At 65.7% G+C, this 17,050-nt stretch carries 16 protein-coding genes and 3 pseudogenes; 13 read left to right on the top strand and 6 right to left on the bottom strand.

The window, feature by feature from the left end; translation table 11 throughout:
* Positions 1-94: 94 nt before the first annotated feature.
* The 3 genes and pseudogenes from ACNJ7E_RS32110 to ACNJ7E_RS32100 all read left to right on the top strand — a co-directional run.
* A pseudogene (locus ACNJ7E_RS32110) lies at positions 95-376 on the top strand (NADH-quinone oxidoreductase subunit B family protein); the annotation flags it as partial.
* Positions 360-1,652: a Ni/Fe hydrogenase subunit alpha gene (locus ACNJ7E_RS32105; protein ID WP_418341811.1), complete on the top strand. Its 1,293-nt coding sequence runs from the start codon at positions 360-362 to the stop codon at positions 1,650-1,652. The pseudogene ACNJ7E_RS32110 and the gene ACNJ7E_RS32105, both read left to right, overlap by 17 nt.
* Positions 1,653-1,802: 150 nt before the next feature.
* Positions 1,803-2,111, top strand: a complete 309-nt coding sequence (locus tag ACNJ7E_RS32100) for a hydrogenase maturation protease (protein WP_280783218.1) — start codon at positions 1,803-1,805, stop codon at positions 2,109-2,111.
* 23 nt (positions 2,112-2,134) lie between these two features.
* Here ACNJ7E_RS32100 and ACNJ7E_RS32095 read toward each other — a convergent pair whose 3' ends face one another.
* Positions 2,135-3,148, bottom strand: coding sequence for an Acg family FMN-binding oxidoreductase (locus tag ACNJ7E_RS32095; RefSeq protein WP_280783220.1), 1,014 nt, complete (start codon positions 3,146-3,148; stop codon positions 2,135-2,137).
* A 203-nt stretch (positions 3,149-3,351) separates the two neighbouring features.
* Between ACNJ7E_RS32095 and ACNJ7E_RS32090 the strand changes: the two are divergent.
* From ACNJ7E_RS32090 to ACNJ7E_RS32060, 7 genes and pseudogenes are all read left to right on the top strand, one after another.
* Positions 3,352-3,723: pseudogene (locus ACNJ7E_RS32090) on the top strand (universal stress protein); the annotation flags it as partial.
* Positions 3,724-3,733: 10 nt separating this feature from the next.
* Positions 3,734-4,174, top strand: a complete 441-nt coding sequence (locus ACNJ7E_RS32085) for a universal stress protein (protein ID WP_418341810.1) — start codon at positions 3,734-3,736, stop codon at positions 4,172-4,174.
* Positions 4,175-4,278: 104 nt separating this feature from the next.
* Positions 4,279-5,295, top strand: a complete 1,017-nt coding sequence (locus ACNJ7E_RS32080; RefSeq protein ID WP_418341809.1) for an Acg family FMN-binding oxidoreductase — start codon at positions 4,279-4,281, stop codon at positions 5,293-5,295.
* A gap of 49 nt (positions 5,296-5,344) precedes the next feature.
* Positions 5,345-6,163, top strand: a complete 819-nt coding sequence (locus ACNJ7E_RS32075; RefSeq protein WP_418341808.1) for a universal stress protein — start codon at positions 5,345-5,347, stop codon at positions 6,161-6,163.
* A gap of 65 nt (positions 6,164-6,228) precedes the next feature.
* Positions 6,229-6,828: an Rv1733c family protein gene (locus tag ACNJ7E_RS32070; protein WP_280783224.1), complete on the top strand. Its 600-nt coding sequence runs from the start codon at positions 6,229-6,231 to the stop codon at positions 6,826-6,828.
* 61 nt (positions 6,829-6,889) lie between these two features.
* A complete protein-coding gene (locus tag ACNJ7E_RS32065) occupies positions 6,890-8,317 on the top strand; it encodes a wax ester/triacylglycerol synthase family O-acyltransferase (protein WP_418341807.1) in 1,428 nt (475 codons plus the stop codon).
* A complete protein-coding gene (locus ACNJ7E_RS32060; RefSeq protein WP_418341806.1) occupies positions 8,314-9,624 on the top strand; it encodes a wax ester/triacylglycerol synthase domain-containing protein in 1,311 nt (436 codons plus the stop codon). Before ACNJ7E_RS32065 ends, ACNJ7E_RS32060 begins: the two co-directional genes overlap by 4 nt.
* A 16-nt stretch (positions 9,625-9,640) precedes the next feature.
* Here ACNJ7E_RS32060 and ACNJ7E_RS32055 read toward each other — a convergent pair whose 3' ends face one another.
* Both ACNJ7E_RS32055 and ACNJ7E_RS32050 read right to left on the bottom strand, forming a co-directional pair.
* Positions 9,641-10,234, bottom strand: a complete 594-nt coding sequence (locus tag ACNJ7E_RS32055; RefSeq protein WP_283353621.1) for a hypothetical protein — start codon at positions 10,232-10,234, stop codon at positions 9,641-9,643.
* A gap of 37 nt (positions 10,235-10,271) precedes the next feature.
* Entirely contained in the window at positions 10,272-11,153 is an 882-nt protein-coding gene (locus tag ACNJ7E_RS32050; RefSeq protein WP_280783228.1) for a universal stress protein, read from the bottom strand.
* Positions 11,154-11,409: 256 nt separating this feature from the next.
* Here ACNJ7E_RS32050 and ACNJ7E_RS32045 point away from each other — a divergent pair, with 256 nt between their 5' ends.
* Entirely contained in the window at positions 11,410-11,592 is a 183-nt protein-coding gene (locus ACNJ7E_RS32045) for a hypothetical protein (protein WP_007298843.1), read from the top strand.
* Between the two features lie 47 nt (positions 11,593-11,639).
* Here the strand turns inward: ACNJ7E_RS32045 and ACNJ7E_RS32040 are convergent.
* Positions 11,640-12,452: pseudogene (locus tag ACNJ7E_RS32040) on the bottom strand (magnesium transporter); the annotation flags it as partial.
* Between the two features lie 194 nt (positions 12,453-12,646).
* Between ACNJ7E_RS32040 and ACNJ7E_RS32035 the strand changes: the two are divergent.
* Positions 12,647-13,549 (top strand): tyrosine-type recombinase/integrase, encoded by a 903-nt coding sequence (locus ACNJ7E_RS32035; protein WP_268790223.1) that lies wholly within the window; start codon positions 12,647-12,649, stop codon positions 13,547-13,549.
* A gap of 101 nt (positions 13,550-13,650) precedes the next feature.
* On the opposite strand, the gene ACNJ7E_RS32030 is transcribed toward ACNJ7E_RS32035, so the two are convergent.
* The gene (locus tag ACNJ7E_RS32030) at positions 13,651-14,565 is read right to left on the bottom strand and encodes a hypothetical protein (RefSeq protein WP_268790222.1); all 915 of its coding nucleotides are present in this window, start codon (positions 14,563-14,565) and stop codon (positions 13,651-13,653) included.
* 456 nt (positions 14,566-15,021) lie between these two features.
* Complete coding sequence (locus ACNJ7E_RS32025) at positions 15,022-15,375, bottom strand: hypothetical protein (RefSeq protein ID WP_418341805.1); 354 nt, start codon at positions 15,373-15,375, stop codon at positions 15,022-15,024.
* A 318-nt stretch (positions 15,376-15,693) separates the two neighbouring features.
* On the opposite strand from ACNJ7E_RS32025, the gene ACNJ7E_RS32020 reads away from it, so the two are divergent.
* Positions 15,694-17,010 carry a YiiX/YebB-like N1pC/P60 family cysteine hydrolase gene (locus ACNJ7E_RS32020; RefSeq protein WP_418341804.1) on the top strand — a complete coding sequence of 439 codons (1,317 nt, stop codon included), beginning with the start codon at positions 15,694-15,696 and terminating at the stop codon, positions 17,008-17,010.
* Positions 17,011-17,050: the final 40 nt, after the last annotated feature.

Here is a 17,050-nt window from a genome sequence, read left to right as displayed (position 1 = left end):
CGAGAACGAACCGGCGACCCGGTGCTGGCTGCTCGGCACCGGAAGTGTCGTCCTGACCACGCTGGTACCCGGCCGCGGCACCGTCGCACTCGAAACCTGCACCGAGTGCAAGCGGCGCGGACTGACGTGTGTGATGGTCGCCGACGGAACACCGTGCCTCGGCCCGGTGACCCACTCCGGGTGCGGCGCGCTGTGTCCGTCGGTCTCCCGCGGGTGCTACGGCTGCTTCGGTCCCACCACCGACCCGAATCTCGCCGCGATGAGCGGGTGGCTGCGCACGTGCGGAATGAACGAGGACGCCATAGGCCGCATCTTCGCCACGTTCAACGTAGCGGCCTACGGATCGGAAGGGCACGACCGTGGCGCCCCGGAATAGGGAACTGACCGTGCGCGCCCTCGCCGGGGTCGAGGGTGAGGGCCGGGTCGACGTAACCGTGCGCGAGGGGAGAGCCGAACGCGTCGAACTCAACATCTACGAGCCGCCCCGCTTCTTCGAATCCTTCCTCCGCGGCCGCCACTTTCTCGAACCCCCGGACATCACCTCGCGTATCTGCGGTATCTGCCCGGTCGCCTACCAGGTGAGCGCATGCAATGCCATCGAGCAGGCATGCGAACTCGAACTCGACGACGCGGTGAGGGATCTGCGGCGACTTCTGTACTGCGGCGGATGGATTGCCAGTCACGTGCTGCACATCTACTTCCTGCACGCACCCGACTTTCTGGGGCTCCCGGATTCGATTGCCCTCGCCCGGCGCGATCGGGAGGCCGTCGAGCGGGGCCTGTCGTTGAAGAAGGCCGGAAACGCGATCCTCGATGTGATCGGTGGCAGACCGATCCACCCGGTCAACGTCCGAATCGGCGGGTTCCACCGGATGCCGACCACAGCCGAACTGATTCCCCTGTCCGACGAACTGTGCACGGCACTCGATCACGCCGTGGCAACCGTCCGATGGGTGTCGTCCTTCGACTTCCCCGACGTCGAACTCGACCACGACCTCCTCGCACTTCACGACGACTCCAGCTACGCGATCGACGACGGCGAGATCTGGTCGTCGACCGGATTACGTTGCACCGCTGACGAATTTCCGAAGCACGTGGTCGAGCGTCAGGTCCCGCACTCGACCGCGCTCCACGCCGAGCTCGACGGCCGCCGGTACCTCACCGGACCACTGGCTCGATACTCACTCAAGTCGTCGCAGCTTGCCGGAGTGTCGGCGCAGACCGCCGCCGATGCCGGGCTGGGCGCGCAGTGCCGGAACCCGTACCGCAGCATCGTCGTCCGCGCCGTCGAGGTCGTCTACGCCGTCGAGGAAGCGTTGCGGATCATCGACCGATACGAGCGGCCTGCGGAGCCCTTCACCGCCGGGCTACCGATACGCACGGTCGGGCACGGGGTCAGCGAGGCACCCCGTGGACTGCTGTATCACCGATACGAGTTCGATCCGACCGGATCGATCCGCGCCGCCATCATCATTCCTCCGACCTCGCAGAATCAGGCTGCCATCGAACACGATCTACGGCGCGCGGTGGACGGAAATCTCATGCTGGCCGATGACGATCTGACAACGCTGTGCGAACGAACCATCCGCAACTACGATCCGTGCATCTCCTGCGCCACCCACTTTCTGACCCTCACGGTCGACCGCCGATGACCGTCGTGGTGATCGGGCTGGGAAACGATCTCCGCCGCGACGACGGGATCGGCCCGATCGTTGCGCGGCAGGTCGCGGACCACGTCGCCCCGGACGTGTGCGTGTCGGTATCCGATGGGGACCCGGCCACTCTGCTCGAAGCGTGGACCGGTGCGCAGCTGGCCGTCATCGGTGGACGCCGTCGTATGCGACCCGCCGCGACCCGGCACCGTCTATCGGCTCACTCCGGACGACCTCGGCGACGTTCGGGCGGGGACGTTCAGCACGCACGGAATCCCGCTCGACCACACCATTCAGCTCGGCGCCGTACTCAATCGGCTGCCCCACAGAACGATCGTCCTGGCTGTGGAGGTCGCTGATCTGGGCGGTGGCCGCGGGCTTTCACCCGCGGTCGATAGTGCCGTCGACACCGCGGTGTCGACGGTCCTGTCGGTGCTCGCGTACGCGGAAAGGTCGTGACCGTGTACACGCGTTCCGGAGCGTCAACGAGCGGAATGGCGGCGGCCGATCGAGAACACCGACTCGACAGGGCGTCGCGGGGTCTGACGCGGCGGAGACTTCTTCTCAGTCGTGCCCACCCGAATCAGGGCCTGCGGGAAGCCGCGGTCGGGAAGCAGTTCGCGGATCATCTCCCGGCTCTGCCGTAGTTCGGTCGTGTGCGTCAGCGGGCAGGTCGCGAGACCGCCGACGGTAGCCTCCAACAGCACCGCGGACAGGGCCTCACCAGCCCTGAGCCACGCATCGCGGCTGTCGGTGTCGGTGCTCAGCACGAGAACCGTCGAGCGGTCGATCTCCGCGGCCGCGTTGTTGTCGCGGCCTGCGGGAAAGCGGCGCCCGATGTCGACGCGGTCACGGTTCTCCGCGGTCGCGAGCGAATCTGCGGGTATTCCACCCTGAGGAATCGAATGACCGGCCCACCAGTGGAGCTCGGCCTGGTACGCGGAATCGTATTTCCGTACCGCCGCAGTCAACTCCGTCGCCTTCGCAAGGGTCGGCCGAGCATCCTGTCCCAGCCGTGTCAGGTGGACGTCCATGCCCCGCGCCATGTCGGTCAATGCCGTGGGCAACGGGGTTTTCACGCTGATCGGGCCGAATGGCCTGCGGTCGGAATACCGGTGCCGGATCGCCGCGAGCAGATCGAAGTCGTGCGACTGAGGCCGGGCGTCGTGGCGGAACCGAATCGTCGCCAGGTGCCCCGAGTGCGGACCCTCCGGGACGCGCCGAATGTCGACGGACCATTTGAGCCCTGTCAATGCCGTCTGGAGATGATTCAGCGCCGCACCACAACTGACGACCAACTGTCGGCCCGACGGGTCCGTGGAAGCCAAGAGGCGGCCGCGTTCGGTGTAGAGGTCGAGCTGGCCGTCGGCGTACGTCCACTGCCACGGTTGACTGTTGTGTACCGACGGTGCCCGGCAGGCGAGGTCCACGGCAATGCGAACGACGTTCTCGTCGGGAATGGTGCTGTCCACGATCGCCTCCTCGGTGAATCGCACTCCGCCCTGACCTGGGTCGGACAGTCGGTGCGTCCACCTCAGTGTTCGCCTATCCGTGGCCCGAGGTTAGGGCCGATGGTCACTGACGGAGACCTGTCGACGATTCGGGCCGGAAGACCACCGACGGGGATGCGCCCGCTGCAAACCTGGGAAGACGTCCGGCGCTATCGCCATCCGCATGGTGTGCACGCGGTGAGTCGACCGTGACCGACGCGGGGACACCTTCTCTCGCCCCGGTTGTCGTCGGAGTCGACGACTCGGCGGCAGCGAGAGCCTCTGCACACTGGGCCGCCGCGGTTGCGGAGAGGCAGGGAACAACGCTGCACCTGGTTCACGTGCTTCCCCCACACCCGGTCTTCTACACAGAACCGCGGCCCCTGCCGTCGGAAGACGAGGACCACATCGCAGGGGAAACGTTGCTGGCCGATGCGGTGCGCAGCATCAGAGCCGACCGGAGTGCCCTCGCCGTGGAGTGTTTCCTACCGGCCGGATCGACGGCGCCCTGCGCCCTGTTGCCGTTGGCGGACTCGGCGTCCATGGTGGTGATCGGGTCGACGGCACGAGGCCCGGTGGAAGGATATTTGAATGCGACGGCGTTGCGACTCGCCCATCACTCCCGGTGCCGGGTCGTGGTGCGGCCCGAAACCGAGAACGCACCGGATGAGGTCGCGGCCCGTCAACGGGAGCGTTGCGGTTCTGGCGGAAAGTCTCGCGGGACTGGCCGAACGATACCCCGACGTCGCCGTGCGAGAGATTGTCGAGTCCGGTGGAGTTGGCGAAGTATTGCTCCGCTGGTGTGTGGACGCGCAGCTTCTCGTCGCCGGAAGCCACGGGCACGGCGCGCTCGGCCGTGCGGTCCTCGGGTCGACGAGTCGGGACATGCTGCACCGGGCTCGGTGTCCGGTCATGATCAGCAAGGTTCACTGTGACACCGACACGGTCCCTGATCAGGTCGTGGAGTTCGGCGACCGCTACACCGCAAATGTGCCGGTCAGATGGTGCAACCTTCCTCGGCGGCGTCGATGACCAACGGCCCTAGAGTCACCGAGCTGCGAGCACAACACTCGAAGCCAGTACAACTCAGGAGACACGATGATCGGCGGAGCACCCACCACATTCACGGACGCACTGTGAACACGCGAGAACTGCCCGTGGTACCCGACCGACGTACGGTCGAGTCAGCTGTGGCGCTGGCGTGTCGCGCGCCGTCACTGCACAACAGCCAACCGTGGCGTTGGGTGATGGGCACTGCCCTGCGGTTGTACAGCGATCCCGACCGGCTGCTACCCGCCACCGATGGCTTCGGTCGTCAGATGGTGATCTCCTGCGGTGCGGCCTTGAATCACCTCGAGTACGCCTTCGCGGCGAATCGCTGGCGTCCTGTGATCGAACGGCTGCCGCGTTCCTCCGACCGGCAACTTCTGTCGACGATCGGCTTCGTCCCGGCTCCGACACCGACAGATTTCGTCGCCCGAATGGCGGCGGCGATCGAACGAAGGCGAACCGAACGACTGCCACTGGACGCACCGCCCGCGTGGACGGAGACACTCGAACAGCTGGTGCGAATCATTGCAGGAACAGGCGTCGAACTCGAAGACCTCGGCGAGCGAAGCCGTCCCGCACTCGAGGACGCATCACGCCGGATGACCGGTTTACGGCACGACGACCCCACCTACCAAGCCGAACTGCGGTGGTGGTCGGGGCGCGGACTGTTCCCCGACGGTGTGCCGGAACAGGCGCGCCTGTCCGACTCGCAGCAGCACTCGGTGCACCTCTCACGTGAGTTTCCACCCGGCCGCGCGAGCACACCCGACGGCGGCCCGTCGGAAGACAGCGCCGCGATCCTCCTGCTCTCCACATCCTCGGATTCGAGACTTGATTGGCTACGGAGCGGCGAAGCACTCTCCGCCGTTCTGCTCGCCTGCACGGACCGCGGACTCGCCACCTGCCCCGTCACCCATCTGACCGAACGCGCCGCGACACGGACAATGCTGCGGGAGCTGTCTTCCGGGGACGGGATGCCGCAAGTTCTGATCAGGGTGGGAGCGGGCACCGGGGTGGGGGAACCGTCGCCCACACCCAGACGCCCGTTATCGGAAGTCCTGGTTCGAGAGCGGCCTGCTCCGAGCAACCCGCCCGGTGAGTAGGGAATGCTGACTCATCCGGACGTCGACGGGAAGCGATGAGGAGGTCACCATGGTCGATCCGGGGATCGTCGTGGGAGTGGACGGATCCCGGTCGTCGCTGGATGCGGTGCGGTGGGCCGCACGTGAGGCAGAAGTGCGCGGGGCGCCGCTACTGTTGTTGTCCTGCATCACGTACCTCGGTGCACAAGATGGGCCCCGACTCGCTGAAATCCTCCACGCCCGAGCCGAGCGGGACGTTGCCGAAGCACTCGAGACCGCCCGAGCCGGATTTGCAGACTCAGACATCGATATTCGGGCCGAAGTGTCCCATCAGAACGCCCCGGGATCACTCGGCAGACGCGGACTCGGCGAGTTCACCGACGGGCTGATCGGCTCCGTGACCTCGGCCGTGGCGCGTCATGCGCAGTGCCCTGTAGCAGTGATCGACGGCTGGTCGAGAGTCGCGGACGGCACGGGCCCCGTCGTCGTCGGCGTCGACGGATCTCCGAGCAGTGCACGGGCCGTCGGGCTGGCGTTCGAGGAGTGTTCCCTCCACAACACGGAACTGATCGCACTGCACGCGTGGTCCGACCAGGACCTGTCGATACTCCCCGTCGGTGAAGAGCAGACCATGGAGCGGTCAGTGCTCGAAGCCGGCGTCGCCGAATGGTGTGAACGATTCCCCGAGGTCCGGGTGCGACAGACCCTCGTTCGGGACCGACCGGTTCGCCACCTCCTCGAAATGGCCGACGAAGCCCAGATGATCGTCGTCGGCAGCCGCGGACGGGGCGGCTTTTCCGGGATGACGCTCGGCTCGACCAGCGCAGCCTTGGTGCACATAACCCCGTGTCCCCTCCTGATCGCCGGACCGATCCGACCAGAGCGATGACCTTGGGCCCTACATCGGCATCTGTCCCGGCGCGACACTCGAAGGAGCAATCGCAGGAGGTCGTCATGATCGGGGAACAGACACTGGTATCGCGGATGTGGCGATTGGGGCCGTGGAGCGGGAACAGACTGATGCGGGGAGGCCATCGCCTCGAATCCTCGGTCTTCCTCGCCGTCGTCGCCCTGGTGCTGATCTTGGTTCCCCTCGCCTCAGCCTTCGGAACTGCCACTCACACACGCCTCGACGACCAATCCCGCGCCGACCGCGAAAACCGGCATCAGATCGCGGCAGTGCTCCTCGAGGACGCCACTGTGAACCTGGCGGATACCACCCCGGCAACGGGTGCCACGGGGCAGGCACCGGCCCGGTGGGCAGTGGATGGGACCACACGCACCGGCCAGGTACTGACCGCGCCGGAAGCGAAGGCGGGACAAACGATCAGCATGTGGATCGACCCGGCCGGCAAGATCGTCGATGCGCCGAAGACAGGCACCGAGAACGCATTCGAGGCCGTGGGCGCCGCACTCGCACTGTGGACAATGGGTGCGACGATCTGTCTCACGATGTTGATCGGAATCCGCTGGGCAGGAACGAGATACCGGATGTCACAGTGGGACCGCGAGTGGAGGAACCTCGGAAAGGCCCCCGGGTGGCCGGTCAGCTGACGCCCATTGATGTCGAACACAAGAAGACGACGACGATTTCCGAATGGTGAGGCCAGAGCCAGTGGACGACAACTTGAGCTTCCTGGACGCGGGTTTTCTCGAGACGGAGGACTCCGACCCACACGCGAGCCTGACGATCGGTGCTCTCGCCATCATGGAGGGCCCCGTTCCCGGGCAAGACGAATTTCGTGACACGGTCGCCGCACGTTTCGCGAAGCTCCCGCACGCCCGAGACAGGGTTCACACGGTCCCACTCGACTTCAGCTCACCCTCCTGGTCACCGGATCCGCATTTCGACCTCGGCCATCATCTGCGACGGGTCGCCGTCCCGGAACCAGGGGAGGAGGAGTCCCTGTTCGGTTTCGTTGCCCGGGTCATGGCGCACCGACTCGACCGTGACCGCCCCTTGTGGGAATGCTGGGTCGTCGAAGGCCTCACCGACGACCGCTGGGCCATACTGACCAAGATTCATCACTGCATGGCGGACGGGATCACCGGAACCAAACTCTTCGAGGCCATGTGCGACGAAGTCGTGGCCGAAACGTCGACGACCGCAGAGCCCGACACCGACGCCGAGCCGGTACCGACCGTCGGTACACGCCTCGAGAGCGTCGAGAGCCTGGTCCGCTCGACGATCGAGTTCCTGTCCCCGGTGCGGCAACTCCGGCTCGTCTCGGCGGCACTGGCAATTCCACGTCGGCTGACAGCCGCCGGTATCGGCGTCGCAACCGGCCTCACCCACCTGCTGTCCGAGATACTGACCTCATCCACGGACACTTCGCTGATCGGACCGATCGGTCGCCAGCGCCGCTACTGCGCCGCGCGAGTCAGAATGCATGACGTTCGCGAAATCTGCGCCACGTACCAGGTCACCGTGAACGACGTCGCACTCGCGGCGATCACCACCGGACTACGGCAGCTGCTCCTGAAACGGGGCGAGCGTCCCGAACCCCACACGGTCCGCACGCTCGTTCCCGTGTCCGTCCGCTCCGCAACCGAGGAACATGCGATCCACAATCAGGTCTCGCTCATGCTGCCCTTTCTGCCAGTCGACATCGAAGACCCGGTCGAGCAGTTGGTCGCCGTCCACGAACGCCTCACGACGCACAAGGCGAGCAAGGAAGCGGAAGGGGGCAAGGCGTTCACCGCGGTGGCCCAGTACGGACCGTTCATGCCCATGGCCTGGGCCGTTCGACTCGCCACCCGGTTTCCTCAGCACAGTGTCGTCGCCGTCGCAACCAACGTCCCCGGTCCGAAAGCCACACGACACGTGATAGGCCGCACGATCCTGGAGATCTTTCCGTACGTGCCGATCGCGCTGCGGCTGCGGATCGGGATCGCGATCCTCAGCTACAGCGACCATCTCGCCTTCGGTCTCACCGGGGACTACGACACCACACCGGACCTCACCGACCTCTCCGACTCGATAGAACGCGGTGTCCTGACCCTCCTCGCCTCGTCGCGCGCGGCTGACGCAGCCTCCGAATGACGGCCGACGACCGTCGCGAGCAACTCGGCTCGGGCGACCTGATCACGCTCGTCTCGGACGTCGGACCGGTACCCATGAACGTCGGCGCTTTACTTTTCGTTGCCGGTGAAAGTGACGTGGATGCAGCGACCGTCGAGGCCACGTTCACACGGCGGCTCACCAGCATTCGGCGCCTGCAACAGCGCCTGGCCACGCCACGGCGGGGCCTGGGACGGCCGTACTGGGTCGACGACTCCGATTTCGATGTCCGCGCCCATGTGGCCCGAGTCCGGTGCCCGAGCCCGGGGGGCCATGACGCTGCGCTGGCAATCGCGGTGGACGCGGTGACCCGGCCGCTGCCCCGGTCACGACCATTGTGGCGGGCGGTCGTCGTCACCGGTCTCATCGACGATCACACCGGTCTGGTACTGGTGCTGCATCACGTCGTGGCCGACGGGATCGGTGGCCTCGCCGTGCTCGCGCGCCTGGTCGACGGCGCGGACCCGGCTGGGCCGGCCGACGATACCGCGGCACCGCCTCGGGGCCGGTTGGTTGACCGCATTTCCGAACGGTTCCGCACGCTGCGCCGACTTCCGCACAGGGTTGCTCGTATACGAGGCGGCTGGGCCGAACTCGGTCGTGGTCGCGGCGGGTGGGCACCGCGGTGTTCCCTGAACGCTGCCACCGGCCCCCGTCGCAGGGTAGTGACCGTCGACGTCGGTCTCAACGGTGTCCGGGCAGCGGGGCGGAGGTCGGGTGCCACCGTCAACGATGTTCTGTTGGTCGCCGTCACTGGGGCATTGGCCGAACTCCTACGTGAGCGGATGGAGTTTCCGCAGGAGCTGGTGGTGTCGGTGCCCGTCTCGGCCCGGAGTTCGGCAACGAGTGGGCACCTGGGGAACCAGGTCGGTGTAATGCCGGTACGTGTACCGCTGGTAGGAAGTTTCCAGGAACGGCTGACCACTGTTTCGGGCGTCACCCGCGTTCAGAAGATGCGAACCCGAGGTTCGTCCTCGGCACTGATCGGACCACTTTTCCGGATCCTGGCCGCGCTGCGGTTGTTTCGGTGGTTCGTCGACCGTCAGCGACTCGTCAACTCGTTCCTGACGAACCTCCCGGGTCCCCCTGGGCAACTCGTCATCGCCGGGGCACCGATCACAGGCATCACCCCGATCACCGTCACCGCGGGGAACGTCGGCGTCGCGTTCGCGGCACTATCCTATGCGGGCACGCTGACAGTAACGATCATCGTCGACCCCGACGTTGTACCCGAGGTCCGCGAGCTCGCCGCAGCTCTGCACGAACAATTCCGGGCCGCCATCGAGTGACGAGCTGGGCCGCGACTCAGAGAGACTCGGCCTCGTCACGGATCAGGCGCAGTACCGGCCCGCCCATCGCCTTGACGAACGGGCCCACCACCGTCCAATACGCGCGGAAGCTCCGCCGTGCCTTGTCGTCCGTGCCGTGTACGCGCACCTCGGTGACCAGGACAGACGTGTGGGCGTCGTACGTGAGAACTGTGAAACCCCAAGCGCCGATGCCATATCCGGGAAGGGCGAACCGGCCGAAGTCTGCTGGCGACCACTCGACGCGGCCGTAGCCCTTCTCCCACCAGCGACCGATGAACCCGAGCACCATCGCGTGTCCCGGCTCCTCCGCGAGAAGATGGAACCCGCCGTCGGGTTCCAGCAGCTGGTCGAACCTGAATTCGGACCGACTCCCCTGAAGATGGGCGCCCCGACGTCCGCGGACGGTGTCGATCGCAATTCGGGCCCGGTTCGGGAGCGCGACCACCGGCGACCGGAAGAAGTCGACGCGGCGGATGGCGGCGAAGGTCGTCGGCGCAGACGCACGGACGACCTGCGTGCGCAGAATGCGTTGCTCATACCTCGGCAGCTGAGACTCGATCAGGCTTGATCCGAGGCTGGGGTCGTGCACGATACATCTCCTCCTGGGCGGCATCCCCGCGGTACGGCTAGCGAACAATGAGAAGTGGGCAGACGACCGAATGCATCAACGCCCTGCTGGTCGACCCCAGCAGCATGCTGGAAAACCCTCCTCGCCCCCGGCTCCCCACCACGAGAAGCTGCGCATTCTCGGCCTGCTCACGCAGGTGCCGGGTGGGGCGATCCCTGACCACGAGGGTGCGCACCTTCACATCCGGATAGTTCTCCGCACGACCGGCGAGATTCTCGGACAACAGGGCCGTTTCGTTGGCCGCATCCCGCAGCCACTCCGCCTCGCTGCCTCCGTCCGGGGAGAACTGCAGAACGATGTCGGACCATGCATGAACGGCGACGAGTTCCGATTGCCGCAGACCTGCTTCCTCGAAGGCCATGGAGATGGCCGGTTCACTGTGCTGTGATCCGTCGACACCGACGACAACCGGTCCGGGGATGTCGTTGATATTGCGATCAGGTTCACCGCGGATCACCGCGACCGGGCATGAGGCGTGGGTCGCCACTGCCGAACTGACCGATCCCAGGACGGCGCGCTCTACGATTCCCCGTCTGTTCGCACCCACAACGAGCATCGTGGAATCCGCCGCACGTTCCAGAAGTTCACCGGCCGGCGTCCCGGAGCAGACGGTGGTCTCGATCTCGATGTGGTGTTCGGGCACTGCGGCACGGGCGGTTTGCGCCGCGCGCTCCAACCTGTCCTTACCGTCGCGCTCCTCGTCCTGGAAGAAGCTGGCAGGCACACCGATCGGGACGCCGTACCTTCCGGGAACGAACATCGTCGTGACCAGTGACAGGGGCGAGCTGCGGAGCGCGGCCTCCCTCGCCGCCCATGCAACAGCCTGCAGCGACGATGGGGAGCCGTCGATCCCTACAACGATCGGGCGGTGGCCGGACATGGTGCACTCCTACAGGGTTGCTGGCGCCGAATTTCTGCCTCGACCTTCATCGTTGCGGCCCGCCGGTGATGCCCGTAGGGGAGAAGGTCACCAGGCTGAGACCCTGGACCCGATTCCCTACGGCAAAGCCGCAGCGCCGCGGGTGACCAATGACTCTGTCACCGCAGACCGGCGGTAATGACACTGAGACGAGGCGCCCAATCGTGTTTCTCGCGATCCGGTGTCACGCACTTCGGCCTGGGGAAGGTATGTGACCATGAGCGACGGCAACACCGGCGCCGCGGGCGGCGGAGCGATCTACGCGCTGGGCATCTTCGGAGCCTGGGTGTGGTTCTGGCAGCAGGCGGACGCATTCTGGGAGTATGTTCTCGCGATCATCCAAGGGTTGTTCTGGCCGGCGTGGATGGTCTACGACCTTTTCAAGGTCCTTGCAGGGTAGGCGCTTTCGGTGTCCCGCCTCCTCGCTGCAGGTTCGGGCAGGGGGATTTAACTGACGAGCGCCGTGACGGCCGCGAAATAGATCATGATCGACAGCAGGTCCTGAACGACAGTCGCAAGTGGACCGGAGCCGAATGCCGGATCCTTGCCGAGCCGCTGCAGGAGCCACGGCAGCACCATGGCGACGATGGTGGCGATCGCACTCGCGGCGAGAACCGCCACGGCCACCGCGAGCGCAAGCATCGTGTCACCGGTCATGAGACTGACGACAGGGAGCATCACGGCTCCGAGGAGAGCACCCACCGACAGACCGGTGAGCGCCTCGCGCCCCACGATACGTCGAATTCCCACCCCGACTGACAATCCACGGATCGCCAGGGTCTCGGTCTGCGTTCCGACTGCGTCTGCGAGATACACGATTCCGGGGATGAAGTAGGCAACGGCCACATTCGCTTCGAGAGTGACTTCGAATGCCGCCATGAACACGGCCGAGACCATGGCACCCAGCAATCCGACGAGGAGCCAGGGAACACGGTGCCACAGCCTGCGCCGTACGTTCTCCACGCTCGTTTCGCGCGTGGTCTCGACCGAATGGAGGAAGCCTCCGAGGCGCGAGAGGTCCTCCTCGTGTTCCTGGAGCAGTACTGCGAGAAGTTGTTGTGGTGCGACGAGACCACGGAACCGACCGTCGTCATCGACCACCGCCAGCCCCGGCTCCCCGTGCTGGACCGCCTGCCACGCGGCCCGTTCCTGGTGAGTATCGGGTCGGACCGTCGGCGGATTCGGATCCATGACATCGCGCAGAACCTCACGGTCCGCGGCGCCGAACATACGTTCTATCGTCGCGACGCCCACGAGCCGGGGGTCGGGGAGCAGTCGCGTCAGATCCGGCGCTAACGATTTACCGCAGACAATAGCTCTTTATCTGCGGTAGAGTTGAAGATCGCCAGGCTCGAAGGGGTTACCGTCTGGGTCGACTCGCGAAATTATCTGCGGTAGCGGGGAGGGGGTTCTCGGTGGGAACGGTCCGGACGCTTCCGACTCCAGTGAGCGGTGTGCGGTTGGCCGACGCGGTGGCGGTGTTCCTCGGCACGATCTCTGTGGCGAACACCCGCCGCGGCTATGCCGCCGCGCTGGATCGGTTGATGCGCGACTTCGGTCCCGACACGAACGTGGCGCTGCTGGACCCGGACCGGGTGTCGGGCTGGTTCACCTTCGTGTGGGGTGGTCGGTCGGCTACGACGTTCAACGTCCGGTTGGCGGCGTTGCGCACGGCGTGCGGCTACTGGCGTGAGCAGGACTGGCTGACCGGCGACCCGCTGGTCCGGCTGCGGGCCCGGCCCATGCCACCGGACAACAGCAAGGCGCTCACCCAGCGGCAGATCGCCGAGGTCCTGGGTCTGGACGTGCCGCTGCGGGAGCGGGTGCTGTGGCAGCTGCTGTACGAATCCGCGGCGCGGGCCGAGGAGGTGCTGATGCTCGACGTGCCCGACCTGGACACGGCGAACCGGTGCGCGACGGTCACCCGCAAGGGCGGCGCCCGCGACGTGATCGTGTGGCAGACCGGGACAGCGCGACTGCTGCCTCGGCTGCTTGCCGGGCGACGCACCGGCGCGGTGTTCCTGACCGACCGCAGGGCGAAACCCTCGGTGGCGCTCGCCGACGTCGACCCGTCCACGGGTCGAGCGAGGTTGTCCTACCGGCGGGCCGCGGAGTTGTTCGAGATCCACACCGCCGACCTGGCGGGCGGGCCGTTCACGCTGCACCGGTTGCGGCACTCGAAGCTCACGCACGCCGCCGAGGCGGGAGCATCCACGCCGATGCTGATGAAGCTCAGCGGCCACACGTCGGTGCGGTCGCTGGCCAAGTACGCAAAGGTTTCCGTCGAAGGACTCGCGCGGTGGCAGGCCGAGAACGATCCGGCAGCTCGGCGCCGCCATAAACCTAGCTCACCGTAGGTGAGGATGGCGGGAAATGAGCTCGCGTGCCTGCCGCGGGTGAGTGCGCCTCGGCGTCGTGGTCGCCGCGGGGAGAGATGGGCGCCGGTTTCCTGGTGTACCTATGCACCCGGCTGCCGCTTCCCTGCGGACCTGTTGCTGCGGAGCCGTTCGCGGTAGCGGGCGGCAGCGTAGCGTTCGGTCGTGGCGTACGAGTCCCGCGGACCGTAGGCGCTGCCCGGGAGCGGGGTGTTCCGACGGGCATGCTCCCGCAGGCGCTCGAGGAACGCGGCGTACTCGGAATCATCACCCCCGGTACCGGGTGCGTTCTCGACGATGATCGGCCCGATCACACCCAGTCGACGGCACTCCTCCTCCACAGCGGTGGCATAGGCGGCGGTATAGGCGGCGACGTCCCGCAGGAAGCGGTCCTCGACCCACAGGCAGTCAGCCTCGAGTTCCTCCCGCCGACGGGACAGGCGGGAGAGCTGCTCATTCGTTCCGGCGGCGGCACCGTACAGTTCGCGCAGCGCGAGGAACTGCTCGTCGACCGCGTCGAGTTCCAAGGCGACCAGGGCCTTCTCCTGCTCGACCACGGCATCGAAGCCGAGTTCGGCGAAGAATCGCTCGAAATCGACGGGCACCCGCAGGAGGGGGGCACACGCGCAGTTTCGCTCGTCTGCTGGGGCGGTACGGCAGGGTCGTTCTGCCGTACCGGGAACCACTGCGGTGCGGCTGTCGTTGCCAACACGCATGTCCTCTGTCCCCGCGGGAATACGTCCGGGCTGGGTCCCACCGCCGACACGATGGCCGGAGTCTGTGCCGCGCGCCAAGATTCGTCCGGAAGCACCGGGGGGCCATCCCAGGGACTGATCGATCCGCACCAGGGTGGTGTGCGTGAGCTGGCCCTCACCGCGTTCGATCTTGCCCATCGTCATATCCGACGGTCCACCGAGCGTCCGCATCTGTGCCCGGGTCAGTCCCAGTTCGCGCCGCCGACGTTCGACCAGGGCCCCGAACCAGCGCTGATTCTCCATCGCGCCAGACTAATTCGTCCCACCGGCACAATGGATCCCGCAATTCGCGAAACAGGTCGGGCCGCAACCTCATAGCTGTCGAGTCGAATCGCTATCGGCCAAACTCTCGACACGAGTGGCGGGTTGCGTCGGCCGACGACGAGAGACTCACAGGCATGCGACCCCCGAATGCGGGGCACCGTCCTCCCAGGGGACCAGTCCGTATTCACGCCCTCGCTTCGGGCGTTCCGACACGACCAAGGAACCGAGCGGGTGCGTTCGGTAACCCCTTGCGCGGCCGGACGACCACGGTGACCGATCGAGTGCTGCCAGCGTCGTCGCCCACTGGCCTTCTGCCGATGAGGACAAATGGGACGACCTGGGAGAATGTCCGGTTTGTTACATATGTCACCTTCCTGCTGTGAGGTTCCTGAGAATTATTGGTTTATGTGGCTAACGAGTGACGGGCCCCGTCGCCTACCCAATCCCCTTTGCAGACAGGCGCCAGATGGCCAGAACAGCGAAGTACCTGAATTTGTCATGCCCCAAACGTGCCTCTCCGAGAAAAGCCTTGGTGATGGCCTCGTTGGTGTCGGTGTTGATCGCGACGGGCGGAGGGATCGCCGCGGCACAGCCGACCACCACCCCTACACCGTCCCCGTCGGGTGCACCGGAACTCGCGCCGGCGCAATCACCGTCCGATGCCACCACTGACCCGTGTGCGACGACCACGACAACCGCAGCACCCACGACAACTGCGACACCGACCACGACAGCGACACCTGTGCCGTGTGAGACGGTGCCGACTGCACCTGAATCGACGACAACCATTCCGGTTGCGGCCTCGGAATCCGTCCAGTCGACGACGCCCCTTCCGATTCCGACGTCGGAATCCGTCCAGTCGACGACAACGCTCCCGGCGGCGACCTCAGAATCTGTTCCGAGTGTCGCGCCGGAGCCGCCGTCAACCGGGAAGAAGATCCCCTACACGGGCAAACCGACTGAGAACCCCAACGAGACCCTGGTCCCGGGCAAGATGCGCTCGGACCGCGAAGAGCTGCCGGAGGGTTGGACCAAGGAGCAGGCCGACACTGCGGAAATGAAGGAAGCTCGGCTGCAGAAGGAGGCTCGGACCGGCTGCAGGCGCGAGTGGCGCCGGGATGCCAGCTGTACTGGCCGTCGGAGTTCGAGGTTTGCGGAGCCATCCGCGACAAGTACAACTCCCTCGGCGCACAGTTCAGCTTCCTGCTGCTGCCCACCAGCCCCGAACTGGTAAATCCCGACGGATTCGGACGCAGATCCGTCTTTCAGAACGGCCCGATCTATTGGTCCGCGGCCGGCGGTGCACACCCGGTGGTGAACCACTTCTTCGCCGCCTGGGCGCGAAAGGGTTACGAGGGTGGCTACATCGGCTACCCGACCACCGACGAGATCGTCAACCCCGACGGGATCGGTCGGCGTCAGCACTTCACCGGTGCCGTCATCTACTGGAAGCTCAACGAGGCGTACTCCATCGGTGGTGCCATCCGCGACAAGTGGGACACCGTCGGCTCCGAACGGAATGACAGCCTTCTCGGCTACCCCATCAGCGATGAGATCGTCGTTTCCGGTGGCGGGCGGATGAACCGCTTCGAACGCGGCGTCCTCTATTGGTCCGCGGCTACCGGTGCGCATCCCGTAACGGGACCGATCCTCGACAAGTGGACTGCAGCTGGCTACGAGACCGGCACCTATGGTTTCCCCACCGGTGACCAGACCAGCACGGATGGCAATGTCACTGTCGAACAGCAGTTTCAACGAGGCAAGATCACGGCGCCGGGGCCGTATGCGACTGAAATGGCCTTCCTTAATCCCGGCACCACGCCCGAAGAGATGCTTGCCCATGCCCAACGTGTCGCAGCGGAGAGGTCTGCGTCAGTGATCGATGTCCTGCAAGACGCATTGGCCGGGAACCACGAAGAAGTCTCCGTTTCCGATCCCGTGACAGGCTCACCTACCGAGCTCCCGAGTGCGCGCGGACCGGGCGACATCTTCTTCTCCGAAGTAGACACTGCGAATATCAATCACGGCCACAACGGAATTTTCGTTTCCGAGGATGAGACTGTCGAAGCTTCGAACCCGGAAAAAGGGGTTCAGCTGATTGATAACACTGCGGTGCCTGGTGGCCACCGAACGGTATATGGGCCTCGAATGCAGTGGGTTAACACCTCGGACGTCAATCGTGGGCGGGCTGTCGATTTCGCTCGAAGTCAAGTCGGCGATGACTACAACAGCAACTTCCTCTACAACAAGCAGAAGATCTGGGACGATCGCTACAATTGCTCGCAGCTGGTGTGGGCTGCGTACTACAGCGCATCAGCAATGGACCCCATCGATCTGGACGTCTCTGCAGGGGAAGAGGCGACCCCAGACGGGATCTTCCCGAGAGAAATCGCTCGGTCTATCTGGGTAACGGACTACCCGTGAGTTAATCCGCCTCAGCTCGCGCGAGCCTCGACTGGGGCTC

The organism is Rhodococcus mengyinensis (assembly GCF_048381435.1).
Taxonomy (GTDB): domain Bacteria; phylum Actinomycetota; class Actinomycetes; order Mycobacteriales; family Mycobacteriaceae; genus Rhodococcus_F; species Rhodococcus_F opacus_D.
Note: the sequence above shows the minus strand (reverse complement) of the source record. Positions and strands in the feature narration are given on the sequence as shown.